The sequence below is a fragment of the Chitinophaga silvisoli genome (assembly GCF_003412465.1).
GTDB classification, from domain to species: domain Bacteria; phylum Bacteroidota; class Bacteroidia; order Chitinophagales; family Chitinophagaceae; genus Chitinophaga; species Chitinophaga silvisoli.
Genome location: NZ_QTJV01000004.1, coordinates 341778 through 356278, shown reverse-complemented (window position 1 = coordinate 356278; position 14501 = coordinate 341778). Strand labels below are relative to the sequence as shown.

General features: G+C 46.0%; 14 protein-coding genes. 9 read left to right on the top strand and 5 right to left on the bottom strand.

The annotated features are described in order from the left end of the window. Positions 1 to 19 precede the first annotated feature (19 nt). The 5 genes from DXN04_RS13505 to mraZ form a co-directional block, all read right to left on the bottom strand. Complete coding sequence (locus tag DXN04_RS13505) at positions 20 to 1486, bottom strand: UDP-N-acetylmuramoyl-L-alanyl-D-glutamate--2,6-diaminopimelate ligase (RefSeq protein ID WP_116853882.1); 1467 nt, start codon at positions 1484 to 1486, stop codon at positions 20 to 22. After that, the gene (locus DXN04_RS13500; RefSeq protein ID WP_116853881.1) at positions 1486 to 3591 is read right to left on the bottom strand and encodes a penicillin-binding protein; all 2106 of its coding nucleotides are present in this window, start codon (positions 3589 to 3591) and stop codon (positions 1486 to 1488) included. The genes DXN04_RS13505 and DXN04_RS13500 overlap by 1 nt, the downstream gene beginning before the upstream one ends. Before the next feature lie 15 nt (positions 3592 to 3606). Further along, entirely contained in the window at positions 3607 to 3957 is a 351-nt protein-coding gene (locus tag DXN04_RS13495) for an FtsL-like putative cell division protein (RefSeq protein ID WP_116853880.1), read from the bottom strand. 151 nt (positions 3958 to 4108) lie between these two features. Beyond that, a complete protein-coding gene (rsmH, locus tag DXN04_RS13490; RefSeq protein WP_116853879.1) occupies positions 4109 to 5017 on the bottom strand; it encodes a 16S rRNA (cytosine(1402)-N(4))-methyltransferase RsmH in 909 nt (302 codons plus the stop codon). 8 nt (positions 5018 to 5025) lie between these two features. After that, a complete protein-coding gene (gene mraZ, locus DXN04_RS13485) occupies positions 5026 to 5493 on the bottom strand; it encodes a division/cell wall cluster transcriptional repressor MraZ (RefSeq protein WP_116853878.1) in 468 nt (155 codons plus the stop codon). A 496-nt stretch (positions 5494 to 5989) separates the two neighbouring features. Here mraZ and DXN04_RS13480 point away from each other — a divergent pair, with 496 nt between their 5' ends. The 9 genes from DXN04_RS13480 (at position 5990) to DXN04_RS13440 (ending at position 14394) form a co-directional block, all read left to right on the top strand. Beyond that, a complete protein-coding gene (locus DXN04_RS13480) occupies positions 5990 to 6892 on the top strand; it encodes an outer membrane protein assembly factor BamD (protein WP_233525590.1) in 903 nt (300 codons plus the stop codon). 15 nt (positions 6893 to 6907) lie between these two features. Further along, the gene (locus tag DXN04_RS13475) at positions 6908 to 7249 is read left to right on the top strand and encodes a DNA-directed RNA polymerase subunit omega (protein WP_072359134.1); all 342 of its coding nucleotides are present in this window, start codon (positions 6908 to 6910) and stop codon (positions 7247 to 7249) included. Between the two features lie 80 nt (positions 7250 to 7329). Beyond that, positions 7330 to 8532: a bifunctional phosphopantothenoylcysteine decarboxylase/phosphopantothenate--cysteine ligase CoaBC gene (coaBC, locus tag DXN04_RS13470; protein WP_116853876.1), complete on the top strand. Its 1203-nt coding sequence runs from the start codon at positions 7330 to 7332 to the stop codon at positions 8530 to 8532. A gap of 24 nt (positions 8533 to 8556) precedes the next feature. Then, positions 8557 to 9486, top strand: coding sequence for a type IX secretion system protein PorD (gene porD / locus DXN04_RS13465; RefSeq protein WP_116853875.1), 930 nt, complete (start codon positions 8557 to 8559; stop codon positions 9484 to 9486). A gap of 27 nt (positions 9487 to 9513) precedes the next feature. Further along, complete coding sequence (locus tag DXN04_RS13460; RefSeq protein WP_116853874.1) at positions 9514 to 10173, top strand: DUF4296 domain-containing protein; 660 nt, start codon at positions 9514 to 9516, stop codon at positions 10171 to 10173. 38 nt (positions 10174 to 10211) lie between these two features. Then, positions 10212 to 10904: a CoA transferase subunit A gene (locus DXN04_RS13455; RefSeq protein WP_116853873.1), complete on the top strand. Its 693-nt coding sequence runs from the start codon at positions 10212 to 10214 to the stop codon at positions 10902 to 10904. Positions 10905 to 10915: 11 nt separating this feature from the next. Continuing rightward, the gene (locus DXN04_RS13450) at positions 10916 to 11572 is read left to right on the top strand and encodes a 3-oxoacid CoA-transferase subunit B (RefSeq protein WP_116853872.1); all 657 of its coding nucleotides are present in this window, start codon (positions 10916 to 10918) and stop codon (positions 11570 to 11572) included. A gap of 409 nt (positions 11573 to 11981) precedes the next feature. After that, a complete protein-coding gene (locus DXN04_RS13445; protein WP_147319917.1) occupies positions 11982 to 13367 on the top strand; it encodes a DUF5723 family protein in 1386 nt (461 codons plus the stop codon). Between the two features lie 187 nt (positions 13368 to 13554). Further along, positions 13555 to 14394, top strand: a complete 840-nt coding sequence (locus tag DXN04_RS13440) for an aminotransferase class IV (RefSeq protein WP_158569002.1) — start codon at positions 13555 to 13557, stop codon at positions 14392 to 14394. The last annotated feature ends 107 nt before the right edge of the window (positions 14395 to 14501 follow it).

Here is a 14501-nt window from a genome sequence, read left to right as displayed (position 1 = left end):
TGTTGTTGCTCGTTTAGTTTTATTTCTCCATCATCCTCATCATTTCTTCCAGCACCTGTTTGTCATCGAAAGGATGCTTCACACCTTGTATTTCCTGGTATTTCTCATGGCCTTTGCCGGCTATGAGAATGATGTCCTCAGGATTTGCGAGGCTGATTGCTGTTTTGATAGCTTCTTTACGGTCGGTGATAGACAATACTTTCTTTTTAAGATGTACTGGTACACCGGCCTCCATTTGCCTGATAATCTCGTTCGGATCTTCTGAGCGTGGATTATCGGAAGTCAGGATAACCCTGTCACTGCGTTCTACTGCTACTTCGGCCATGACAGGGCGTTTTGCTGTGTCACGATCGCCGCCGCAGCCTACTACGGTGATGACCTGTTCGTTGCCTTTGCGCAGGTTTTTGATAGTCGCCAGCACATTGAGCAATGCATCAGGAGTATGTGCATAATCCACAATACCAATGATGCGCTGATTGGGAGAAACGATATAATCGAAGCGTCCTTCAGCCCCCGAGAGGTCACTGAGTGCCTGTAATACACGGGCCTTATCCTGACCAAGCAGGGTAGCAGCGCCGTATACAGCCAGCAGGTTGTATGCGTTAAACTCACCGATGAGGCGGAAGTGTACTTCTGTCTCATTGATCATCATGATCAGGCCAGTGAGGTTATTTTCAAGGATCTTTCCCTTAAAGTCTGCAACGGTGCGCAGGCTGTAAGTTTGTTTTTTCGCCCTGGTGTTTTGCAGCATCACACTGCCTCTTTTATCATCGAGGTTGGTGAGGGCAAAAGCCGTTGCCGGCAGGCCATCGAACCAGGATTTTTTTACCCTGATGTATTCGTCAAAGGTCTTGTGATAGTCCAGGTGATCGTGGGTGATATTGCTGAAGATGCCTCCGGCAAATTTTAACCCTGCGATTCTTTGCTGGTGAATAGCATGAGAGCTTACTTCCATGAACACATAATCACAGCCATCGTTGACCATATCAGCCAGGAGTGCATTCAGGTGAATGGGATCCGGGGTAGTATGGGTAGACGGAACGATCTTATCGCCGATCTGATTCTGAACGGTGGAGAGCAATCCGCAATGGTAACCCAGAGCGCCGAACAGTTTGAACAGTAGGGTAGCGATGGTGGTTTTGCCATTGGTACCGGTTACGCCTACGAGTTGTACCCTGTGAGAAGGGTTGTCGTAGAAGTTGCCTGCTATTACCCCTGCTGCAGTTGTGCTGCTATTTACCTGTACATAGACAACGTTGTCAGCTGTCTGCGCAGGCAGTTCTTCACAGATCACGGCAGCGGCACCCTGCAGTACAGCTTTGTCAATGAACAGGTGACCATCGGAATGTACCCCTCTGATTGCAATGAAGGCATCTCCAGGCTTTACGGCTCTGGAGTCGATATTCAGTGCATTCACGGCTGTATCGGTCGACCCTTTTACAGCCACGATGTTTACATTATATAATATGTCACGCAGTGTTTTCATTAACTCAGTTCTATGACTATCGTTTGATTTTTCTCTAATTGTGTTCCCCCGGGAATGGACTGGTTGGTTACCTTACCTGCACCTCTGACCACCACACGCAATCCTGCATTCTCAAGCAGGTATAATGCATCCTTTAATCCCATCCCTGTTACATTTGGTACGCTGCCTTTTGCCTGCGTTACCTGTGCGAAGTTGACTTTCTTGTCGGTCACTTTTGCACTTACCCAATTGTTGTTATTGACTTCACCTTCAACGGGCAGGTCCAGTGTATTGGTAATTTCTTTCCAATCACGGCCCTTGCTGTTTTTGAATGCCAGCAATGTATCCAGCATCAGGTTCGCTCTCATGGGTCGTTGTTTTTCAACAGCGATAGCATATAGTTTGTCTGCTACCTCGCGAAAAACGGGTCCTGCTACAGAGGCACCGTAGAACTTGACTGCATGTGGTTTGTTTTTGATCACCACAACGCAGGTGAACTGCGGGTCTTTGGCAGGAAAATATCCTGCGAAAGAGGACTGGTATATTTTATCGGCATAACCCCGGTTAGCATTCGCTACCAGGGCGGTACCGGTTTTACCGGCAAAGCTGTAGTATGGTGACCACAATGAACGGGCGGTTCCATTCATTACAACTCCTTCCAACATTGCTTTTACCTGAGTGAGTGTATTGGAAGAGCAGATGCTGTCCAATAAAACCTCGGGTTCGAAGCTCTTCACTGGTTTACCATATTCATTAATGGAGTTGACCAGGTAAGGCTTCATCATTTTTCCGTTGTTAGCTACAGCGTTGTAGAGCATGCAGGTTTGCAGCGGACTTATTAACACTTCATAACCGAAGGCCATCCATGGAAGGCTGGTAGCGCTCCATGTTTTGCTGGCAGTGGTTTTGATGACCGGTTGGTCTTCACCTACGAGATCTATACCAGTGGGCTTGTCGAGTCTGAGTTTTCTCAGGTGCCAGACGAAGTCGTTTGGTTTTTTATTATAGAACTGATAAGCCAGTTTTGCCATTCCCACATTTGAGCTCAGTTCGAACGCATGTTTGATCGTTACGTTCGTCTGGCCGGGGTGTGGTTCGGAGTCAAATACGGTTCTGCGTCCAATCTGCCACTTACCTTCCTGCAGGTTCACCATGTTGTTCATGGTGGCGTATTTGTCGTCGAGTACGGAGATGACGGTAGCCAGTTTGAAAGTAGAGCCGGGCTCTGTTGCTCTCAGGGCATAGTTCATATCCTCGAAGTAGCTGCCGTCCGGTTGTCTGCCCAGGTTGGCGATCGCTTTGATCTTACCGGTTTTTACTTCCATCAGTATGCAGGTTCCGTTTTCGGCTTCGTTGGCGACCATCATATTCATGAGGGCGGTTTCAACGATATCCTGCATGTTTACATCGAGGGTAGTGATGACATCATGACCATTTTCCGGTTCGATATCATAACCTTCGACGGGTACGAAAGTACCACCAGCAATGCGGCGCATCAGTCTTTTACCGGTGGTGCCGCTTAAATAGTTATCGTAGGTCCTTTCGAGACCTACGTTCTGTGCATTTTGCCTGCTCAAACCGATGGTTCTGTTAGCCAGCAGTTTGAAGGGGTTAATGCGTTTATTTTTCGTTTCCGCGATCAGGCCTCCTTTATTTTTCCCTAGTCTGAACATCGGGAACTGGCGGACTTGCTGATACTGGGTGAACGAAATATCTCTTTTCAGGAGAAAGTATCTGTCTTTGTTTTTGTAGCCTTCCTGAAGGAGTGTTTTATACTCCCTCGGCGTGTGGTCCTGAAAAGTCTTTGAAAGACAAATGGACAATGAGTCAACATTGTCCTTGAAGATCTTTCCATTCTTATCGGTGAGCCCATCTGCTGCGAAATCGACTCTTACGTCGAAGTAAGGGATAGATGTTGATAACATCCTGCCTTCTTCGGAGTAGATGGTACCCCGGTCTGCGTCGAGGGTTACATAACGGGTATGCAGGCTGTCGGCCATGCTGCGCCAGTAATTTCCTTCAACGTTCTGGAGAAAGAACACCTTTATTAATATAGCCACACCAAACAGCACCATGCCGATAAAGCACAGATACACTCTCCACAATATGTCTTTCTTTACTTCCACAGTCTGATATGATTATTACTGTTTCTTCAGTACGATTTTTTGGGGTGGGGAACTGAGTGGCTTGAGGCCCCAGGGTTCCACTGATTTGCTGACTTCACTCATTTTGCTACGGAACATCAATTCACTTTTCACATTTAGATATTCCCATTTCAACTCTTTGATCTCACGTCCCAGTTTGTTGATCTGTCGGATCTTTTTTTCAGCCAGGTGACTGTTGGCGATATAGATCAGCGCGAGCGCGGAAAGAAACAGAATAAAGGGCATATTTTGCGTGATGGCCCTGTAATTGATGCGCAGGCGCCATTCTTTTTTCTGTTCCGGTTCATCCGGTAATTCTGCAACTGGTATATGTTCTTCCTGTTCCAAGCAGCTCGGTTTTATTAGTCAACGTGAATGATATGGTATCACATCCTTCGCACATGATCAACGTGATTGGGGGATTGACGCTTTCTCTTAGTTTGCTAGTTTTCTTAATCTCTAGTTGTACCCTTTAAAATGTTTCGTCAGTCCGGACCCGTTATAATTTTTCGGCTACCCTCAGTTTTGCGCTGCGGGACCGGGAATTACGCTTTAGTTCTTCGGGGCCGGCGGTGACTGGTTTTTTTGTATCTAACCGGAACAATTTGGGGGGTGTGGTAAAAGAAAATGGATCGTCCTGCACCTCAAATTGTCCTGTTTTCATAAAGTTCTTCACCAGTCTGTCCTCCAGTGAATGGAAAGTTATGATAGCCAGTTTACCGCCCGGTTTTAACACTTCCGTTGCTTGTGTGAGCAAATCTTTAAGGGCGCCCAGTTCGTCGTTAACGGCGATCCTGAGTGCCTGGAATACCTGCGCGAGGTATTTCTGCGGATTGCCTTTTACGATTGGCTGAATAACGGATTTGAACTCGTTGATGGTCCTCATTGGGCGGGCTTTTCGCTCTGTGACTATGACTTTAGCCAATGTGCGTGCGTTGGTTACTTCTCCGTAGTTCTGGAACAGAAGGTGTAATTCCTGCTCTGAGTAGGATTGCAGCAACGCTGCTGCTGTGAGGGTTGTTCTTTTGTCCATGCGCATATCCAGATCTCCGTCGAACCGGATACTAAATCCTCTTTCTGCTGTATCAAACTGCCATGATGAAACGCCCAGATCCGCGAGGAGGCCGTCAACCGGGGGAACTTTATACAGTTTGAGGAACCTGGCAAGGTGCCTGAAGTTTTGTTGTACAAATGTGACCCTTGGGTCATCGATCCGGTTATTATAGGCATCTTCGTCCTGATCAAACACGATGAGCCGTCCGTTCTCGTTCAGTTGTTCCAGAATGGCTCTGGAATGACCGCCGCCGCCAAAAGTCGCATCTACATATGTCCCTTCGGGATTGATTTGCAGATGAGAAACTACTTCCTGCAGCAGAACGGGCAGGTGATATTGTGACGCTTCTCCCATAGTAGCTGTTAAATCGAAATATTGTTATCTCCACCTCCCATGACCTGCATCGCAAGGTCACTGAAGGCTCCTGGTGAGAAATTTTCAAAGAACTCCTGGTATTTTGCTTTATCCCAGATTTCAATCTTATTGGTGGCCGCTGAAAGCACGATCTCTTTATCGAGCGATGCATAAGCCATCAGATTTTTGGGCACCAATAATCTGCCTGCACTATCCAGTTCACAAATGGTAGCCCCGTTCAAAAAATAGCGGCGGAACTCCCTGACTTTCGGATCGAAATCGTTCAGTTTACTGATCTTTTCGAAAATTGGCTGCCATTCGTTCATGGGATACAAGGACAGACATTTTTCAAATCCCCGGTTGATGACAAACTGCTCTCCGGCGCTTTCTGCCAGCTGCTTTTTAAAGCCAGCAGGGAGTAGAAAGCGTCCTTTTGCGTCAAGCGTTGCCTCATATTCTCCCAGAAAACCTGTCATACTTGGGGGCGAAAGTCCTTGAATTCCATTTTCTAACACAAAATAACACTTTTTCCCACTCTCTAACGAAAAAATGAATTATAAATTTTTTCCACAGTATTTTTTTGCCTATAATAATGGGGTTTTGAATGGTTTATTGATGAGCTTGTGTTTATTCTGTGAAGATGTATGTTGATAATATGTGAGAAGTATGTGAATATGTGTTAGTAAGTATGTTAATTTGCTGATTAGTAATGTTTATTATTTTTGTTGACATTTTTTCTTCGACTGTTCTTCGACTGTTCTTCGACTGTTCTTCGACCGTTCTTCGACGCTTGTTCGACGCTTCTTCGACGCTTCTTCGACCCAACCCAGCCCCAAACCGCCCGATTTCTCATCCCGTGGGAAAAAGTGTTTATCCCCACAATCCCCCTTTTTGCAAAATTTTAACAGCTGTATATGCTACCCTATCTTACATTTACATTTAATTCTTAACTTTGCCCTCTTTATGCGGAAAATGAAGATATTTTCTTTTTTTATCAGTCTTTTAGTAATTGTTATCGCTACGTCCTGTAATACAGAACTGCGCCGGATCGAAAAAAGCAAGGATTACGAAGCCAAACTGGCTTATGCAAACAAAATGTACGAGAAAAAGAAGTACATGACCGCACAATCCCTGTACGAATCCCTGTTCCAGGTATACAAAGGCACAGAGAAGTATGAACCGATTTACTATAACTATTGCTACTGCTCTTATAAATTGAAAGATTACGTTCAGGCAGGGTTTTATTTCAAAAACTACCTTGACAACTTCCCTAACAGTCCAAGGGCGGTAGAAATGGATTATATGCAGGCCTACTGCTATTATAAACAATCTCCGAAAATCCCGCTGGACCAGGCGAATACCATCAAGGCCATTTCTGCCATGCAGACCTTTATCAACAACTACCCCACCTCCGACAAGGTGGCCGAAGGTAACCTGGTAATTGAACTGTGCCGCCAGAAACTGGAAAGAAAAGAATTCAATAACGCAGAATTGTACTACAACCTGGGTTATTATAAAGCCGCCGCTATCAGCTTCAAAAGCCTGATGCGCAACTATCCTGACTCCGATAAGAGCGATGGATACAAATACATGGCTATCAAAGCTTATTACAAGTATGCCGAACACAGCATCTGGGATAAGCAAAAAGAACGCTATGAAGACGTGGTTTCCGAGTATATGGACTTCGCAGACCATTATTCTTCAAGTAAACTGAAGCCGGATGCCGAAAAATGGTATACCTTAGCAAAAAACAATATCAAGGATATAGATAATCTGAACGCACCAATCAGCAAGAAACAAGAGCGGAAGAAAGAGAAAGCAGCCAAAAATGCTAAGGCAACAAACAATACCCTTAACAATATTAGTAATCAATAATTAATTCTCTGGAGAATGAGCAAAATAAAAAGAGGTCTTACCAGCAGTCTTAATCCAATGGTAGAAACCAAAAATACTACCGAGATCAAAGGCAAAACTGGCAACCTGTATGAATCCATTGCAGTAATTGCTAAACGCGCCAACCAGATCAACATATCTGTGAAGGAAGAACTGCACTCTAAACTGGAAGAATTTGCCAGTCATACAGACAATCTGGAAGAAGTGCACGAGAATAAAGAACAGATCGAAATCTCCCGTTTCTATGAGAGAATGGCAAACCCTGCTATTCAGGCTACCATGGAATTCCTGGAAGACAAGATCTACTTCAGAAGAAACGATGATGACCTGTACAGCTAATTTGGTGTACTGAAAAATATCTACCTTCATGGCGGCAGAAATCTATTTCTGTCGCCTTTTTTATAATTGGTATAAGCTACATGTTGCAAGGAAAGAAAATACTACTGGGTGTGTCCGGAAGCATCGCTGCCTACAAAGCTGCTACGATCGTCCGCTTGCTCGTAAAGGAAGGTGTTGAGGTAAAGGTGGTCATGACACCATCTGCCTGCGATTTCATCACGCCACTCACCCTGGCTACCTTATCGAAAAGTGAGGTGCCCGTGAGCATCAGTGACAATTCAAGCTGGAACAACCACGTCATGCTGGGCCGCTGGGCCGATGTCATGCTCATCGCTCCCGCTTCGGCAAATACCCTGGCCAAAATGGCAATGGGAATCTGTGACAACCTCCTCATGGCAACCTACCTCTCGGCCACCTGCCCCGTACTTTTTGCTCCTGCCATGGACGAAGATATGTGGCACCACCCCGCCACCCGCGCCAATGTGCAAAAACTGCTCAGCTACGGTCATCAGCAACTGCCTGTTGAAAAAGGAGAACTGGCCAGTGGCCTCTTCGGCGAAGGAAGAATGGCGGAACCTGAACACATCGTCGCCTTCCTGCAACAATATTTTACCTCCCATCAACCCCTGAAAGGAAAAAAAGCACTGGTAACTGCCGGGCCTACACAAGAACCCCTGGACCCCGTTCGTTATATCAGTAACCACTCCAGTGGTAAAATGGGCATTGCCATCGCCGATGCTTTGGCAACTGCCGGTGCAGATGTCACCTTAGTGCTGGGACCTACCCATTTGTCAGCCACACACCCGGGCGTACACACACTCAGGGTCGTGACAGCAGCAGATATGTATAACAGGAGTGCAGACCATTTTGCCGGCAGCAATATCGTTGTAATGGCAGCCGCTGTGGCAGACTACCGCCCTAAACAGGTGGCAGACATCAAGATTAAGAAAGGTGCCGGCGATGAACTGACCCTGGAACTGGAAAAAAACACCGACATTCTCCGCACGCTCGGCGCGCAGCGACCTGCCGGACAGGTACTCGTTGGCTTCTCCCTGGAAACCAACAACGAAAAGGAATATGCACTGAAAAAACTGCATGAGAAAAACCTGGACCTCGTCGTGATGAATTCCCTCAATGATGCAGGTGCCGGTTTCAATCATGATACAAATAAAGTAACGCTGTTTGACAGGCAGGGCAACGCAAGAGAATTACCGCTCAAATCCAAAAAGGAAGTAGCGGAAGATATTGTAAAGGCCATTACTGCCATGACCGGACAGCAATAACAGTCTCTATAATCGTATGATAACATGCAATATCCTCCACAGTTGAAAGTCCTCACCTGCTTTGTACTCTTTCTGCTCTTTGGTTCCGGCCTCCTGGCCCAGGAACTGAGGGTGAATGTCACCGTCAACGCCAACCAGATCACCGGTACCGACAAGAAAGTATTTACAACCCTGCAGAAAAGCCTGATGGAATTCCTGAACGGCCGCCGCTGGGGAGACGATGTATATACACCTGCCGAACGTATTGAATGCAATTTCCTGCTGAACGTAACAGGCGATCTCGGAAGCAATACCTTCAAAGCCACCCTGACAGTACAGGCTACCCGCCCTGTGTACAACGCCGGCTATGTAAGCAGTCTGCTGAACATGCAGGACAACAACGTGGTATTCCGCTACGTGGAATTCCAACCTCTGGAATTCAGCGACAACAGGGTAAGCGGCAATGATCCGGTTGCCTCTAATCTCACTGCTATCCTGGCGTATTATAGTTATATCATCCTGGGCCTGGATGCCGACTCCTTCTCCCCACGTGGTGGCGACGACTTCTTCAAGAAGGCGCTGAACATCGTGAACAATGCACCGGATGGCAAAGATGTATCCGGCTGGAAACCATTCGAAGGCAACCGTAACCGTTACTGGCTGCAGGACAACCTGCTGAATGTAAAGTTTGCCCGTTTTCACGATGTCATGTATCAGTATCACCGCCAGGGACTGGATGTGATGTACGATGATATGAACAAGGGCAGGGCTGCAATCCTGAACTGTCTCAATATGATGTATGCCATCTACCAGGATATACCTAACTCCATGCTGATGGCAGTATTTTTTACCTCTAAATCTGAAGAACTGCAGAAGATCTTTTCCAAGGCACCACCCCAGGAAAAATCCCGTGCGGTACAGTTATTGTCTCAAATGGACGTAACGAATGCTGTGAAATACCAGCAGATGAAATAGCTTTGCGCTAACAACGGAATAGTATTTATGCAATATAGAATCGTTTTTGTTTTCTTTCTTTTGGGATTAATGGCATGCGGACAGGCTGGAAAAGTGCCGGAAGGCATTTTGCAAAAGGAAGAAATGCGGGATGTACTGCTCGACATGACTATGGCAGATGCATACAGCAGTAATAATGAAGACCCACGTACACCACTGCCTGATTCTGTGCACCGGTACAGGCAGAAACTATATTACAGGCAGATCCTGGACCTGCACCACCTGACCCGGGAGCAGTTTCAGAAGAGCTATGACTGGTACGAAAGCCGCCCTGACAGGCTGAAGGAAGTATATGATATGATGCTGGAAGTAGCCACTGCCAGCAGGGAAGACCTGGACAAAGAAATGCGTGCAAAGGCATACCTCGAAAACCCCTTTGCTGAATTACCTTTTGGCAAAAATGTGCTAATTTCAAAGAAGGACGGTTTGCCAACTCCTTTTATCAAACAGCTGAATTTGCCCGCACCTCATCCTCCTAAGCCGGAACCTCCTAAACCGGCCCCACCTAAACCAAAGCCGAATAACGGACCGGTGCCGATGGGAACAGGTATGATGCAGGCAAAACCGCTGCCAGGAGGAACTAAATCATTACAGGAAAAAGGTTTACCAGGACATCATAAACCTGATTTCAAGCCGAAACAGCAATAACATTGTTTCGGCCCCCAAAAATTTCAAAACACCAAAACATGAACAAAGTTGTAGCAAATGCTGATGAAGCACTGCATGACATCCACGATGGAACTACGCTGATGCTGGGCGGTTTCGGGCTATGCGGCATCCCCGAAAACTGCATTGCTGCCCTGGTACGCAAAGGTATTCAGGACCTGACCTGCATCTCCAACAACGCAGGTGTAGACGATTTCGGCCTGGGCCTGCTGCTGAAAACAAGACAGATCAAAAAAATGATGGCCTCTTATGTAGGCGAGAATGCAGAGTTTGAAAGACAACTCCTTTCCGGCGAACTGGAAGTAGAACTGATCCCGCAAGGTACGCTGGCAACCCGTATCCAGATGGCAGGAATGGGCATTCCTGCTTTTTTTACGCCCGCCGGTTACGGTACCGAAGTAGCAATAGGCAAAGAGTCCCGCGAGTTCAATGGCAAGCAATACCTGATGGAAATGGCCCTGCATGCCGATTTCGCCATGGTTAAAGCCTGGAAAGGTGATACCATGGGCAACCTCGTATTCAGAAAAACAACCCGAAATTTCAGCACCTCTATGGCGAAAGCCGGCAACATTACAATTGCGGAAGTAGAACACCTGGTACAACCGGGAGAACTGGATCCCGATCAGATCCATGTACCCGGGATCTATGTACACCGCATCTTCCAGGGCACTGGCTACGAAAAGCGTATCGAACGCAAAACCGTTAAGATTTAAAATTGTAATGTATGTCTTTAGATAAATATAGCATTGCTAAAAGAATAGCGCAGGAATTGCGCGATGGTATGTATGTAAACCTGGGCATCGGTATTCCTACACTGGTAGCGAACTTCATCCCGGATGGCGTATCTATTATGCTGCAATCAGAAAATGGTTTGCTGGGCATGGGGCCCTACCCCGAAGAAGCAGATATCGATGCTGACCTGATCAATGCAGGAAAAGAAACTGTCACTGTACTACCCGGTGGCTGCTTCTTTGACAGCGCAGAGAGCTTTGGAATGATCAGGGCAGGAAAGGTAGATCTGACTGTATTAGGCGCAATGGAAGTATCTGATACAGGTGATATTGCCAACTGGAAAATACCAGGCAAAATGGTGAAAGGAATGGGCGGTGCCATGGATCTTGTCGCCGCCGCCCGGAATATCATTGTCGCCATGATGCATACAAATCCAAAAGGAGAAAGCAAGTTATTACCACAATGTTCATTGCCCTTGACAGGTGTATCCTGCGTGAAAAAAATAGTAACAGAACTGGCTGTACTGGATGTAACACCCGAAGGATTCAGGCTGCTGGAACGAGCCCCCGGGGTGAGCGTAGATGAGATCAAATCCAAGACAGCAGGGCGTTTGATCATAAGCGGTGAAGTACCGGAAATGAAATTATAACAAAAGGGGCTTGTACCACAAGTCCCTTCGCTATTAGATAATCATTCTCTTTGAAATTAGCAATACCCATAACTTGCTATTGTATAATAAATTAAAAACAGCATCTTTGCTCTGCCAACTTCTGATACAGGAAAGAGTCCATTCATCAGCAGCGTAACTAAGACTAAGTAAGGAGCATATCGACGGGAACATGAAACCTGAATAAAGTTTCGGGGAAACCAAAATAAATTGGAGATGCCGTGTGCATCAGATTGTCAGTGAATAATACTTCACACTAATATTTATTGTGCCAACGAGGCAATAGTATTCTGATAAGCAGGATAGGAACTATATTACACTTATTAAAAAAGTTTAATATCTTGTGCCTTGAAAGTTCTTTGAACCTACCTGTTTATCTAACTGTACTACTATGACTAAAACTGTGTCAATTTTAGCTGTGTGTCTGGGCATGCTCATGAATGCCCGCGCACAACAAGACCTTGCGGGCTACCGTACAGGCAATTATACCGGTGTAAACGGTGTATTTTCAAACCCCGCTAACATCGCAAATAGTCGTTATCGTTGGGACGTAAATTTATTGGGGCTTAATGCCAGCGTTGGCAATAATCAGGCGCAATTTAAATTGGGGGACCTCGGGAAAACATTTGACGGGGACAAACTTACAGATCAATTGTTCGGAGCAAACGCCGGTAAAACGAGCGGCTTAGTGAACGTGGCTATCCACCTGCCCTCTGTAATGATCAGCGTGGGACCAAAAATGGCTTTTGCATTCACCAGCAGAGCAAGGGTATTGGGCAATGTAACAGATATGGACGGACAACTGGTAGACCAGATCCGGAACATTGATGAAACTTCCAATTTACCCTATACCATCAGTAGCAATGGTAATATGCGCGTAAATGTAAGTGGCTGGACAGAATATGGCCTGTCTTTCGCCCGTGAAGCATTTACAAAAGGACCACATTATTTCAAGGCAGGAGGTACTGTAAAATACCTCTCAGGCATTGGAAATATGAACCTGCACCTGGGCAACTTTAAAGGGACTATTGACAAAGATCTCATTCAGCAGGATGGGTACCTCACCAATACTTCTGCAAAAGTAGGCCTGGCTTCATCCGGGGTGAATGTTTCAGACTTTGATGCCAGTCAGCTCACCGAAACCTCAGGTCATGGTGTAGGCCTGGATCTGGGTGTGGTATACGAATACAGACCAGCAGAAAGCAAAGGTTATTTGTTTAAAGTAGGGGTTGCTGTTCTCGATCTCGGCAGACTTAAGTTTACTAAAGACATGACGAGGAGTGCAGGTTATAATCTGAATATCCCGGCATCTGACAGGTTTTACCTGAGCCAGTTAAACGGCGTGTCGCTGGATGATTATAAGGCAACTTTAGATCAGTATCCCCAATATTTTGCCCCCGATGGTACAAACAGTGAAACGAGTTATAAGGTGAGTCTGCCTACAACGATGCAGATCAATGTAGACTACCATTTGCAGGATCATTTTTATGTGAATGCAAATGTGCAGCTGGCGCTGGCAAAAGGTACCACTAAGCCATACAATGGCCAGTACTACAGCGGCTTTACCCTGACTCCACGTTATGAAGGAAGGAAATTCGGTTTTTATCTTCCTCTCAGCTATAACGGGTTAACAAAGTTCAATGCAGGAACAAGTTTCCGGGCAGGACCCCTGTACCTGGGTTCCGGTAGCGTACTCACTGCTTTAATGGGCAATTCCAAACAGGCAGATGTATTTATCGGGTTCCGTTTCGGGCAATTATATAAGAAAACTAAATAGACGGGTGTTGATTCCGGGATGAAATCCGGGAAGTACCCCTGTCCTATGTATAAAAGCGGTTGTTCTGGCAGGAGCTGGGATGACCGCTACCTATTTTAAGGGGATACAGCCCCGGCTGCTACTATCTCCATGCCATGAATATTTCGTACCTTTCAGTTCCTTTCTAACATTTAAAAATGCGTTCGAAGTGCAACAGGTGTTTATATGTTATAATGGAAAGTTTATTGCAGCATCTGAGCCGGTTTTAACGGCAGATAACCGGTCCTTCCGGTATGGAGATGGATGTTTTGAGACCATGCGCGCAGTTAGGGGAGAAGTGCAGCTCTCTGAACTGCATTTTGAGCGCTTAATGGCTAGTTTGCATCTGCTTCATTTTGATGCTCCCCACACTTTTACCCGGACTTATTTTACACGCCTCATAGCTGAGCTTTGCAGCAGGAATAATCACAACCGCCTGGCCAGAATAAGACTGACTATTTTCCGCTCTGATGGTGGCCTGTATGCCCCCGAGAATAACCACCCCAATTTTATTATTCAAAGCTGGGAACTGGACAGGCAGGTGCTGGAACTGAATGAAAAAGGACTGGTAGTAGACGTTTTTCCCGAAGCACGCAAAAGCTGTGATAAATTTGCAACAATCAAGTCAAACAATTGCCTGCCTTATATCATGGCAGCAATCTACGCTAAGCAACACCGCCTCAACGAAACAATCATTTTAAATGCAAAGGACAGAGTCGCTGATACGACCATAGCGAACCTCTTCATCGTGAATGATAAAAAACTGATAACGCCCCCTTTAAGTGAAGGCTGTGTATGTGGTGTCATGCGCAAGCATATCATCGATATGGACCTCCCGTATAAAGTGATTGAAAGACCCCTGACAATAGCGGACCTGGAGAATGCAGATGAGATCTTCCTCACCAATGCCATTACCGGCGTAAGGTGGGTCGGACAATTCCGCGATAATAATTACGGCAATGCGGCAGCAGTGATCCTCCACGAATTGCTGCATGAAGGAGTCTTATAGAAAAATCGCCCCATCTTTAATAAGGTAATACGCTGAAGATGCGTAGCAGTGGTGTATTTTTTGTAGTACTTTCTTTAAGTATTACATCTTAATATTGTCTACGGAAT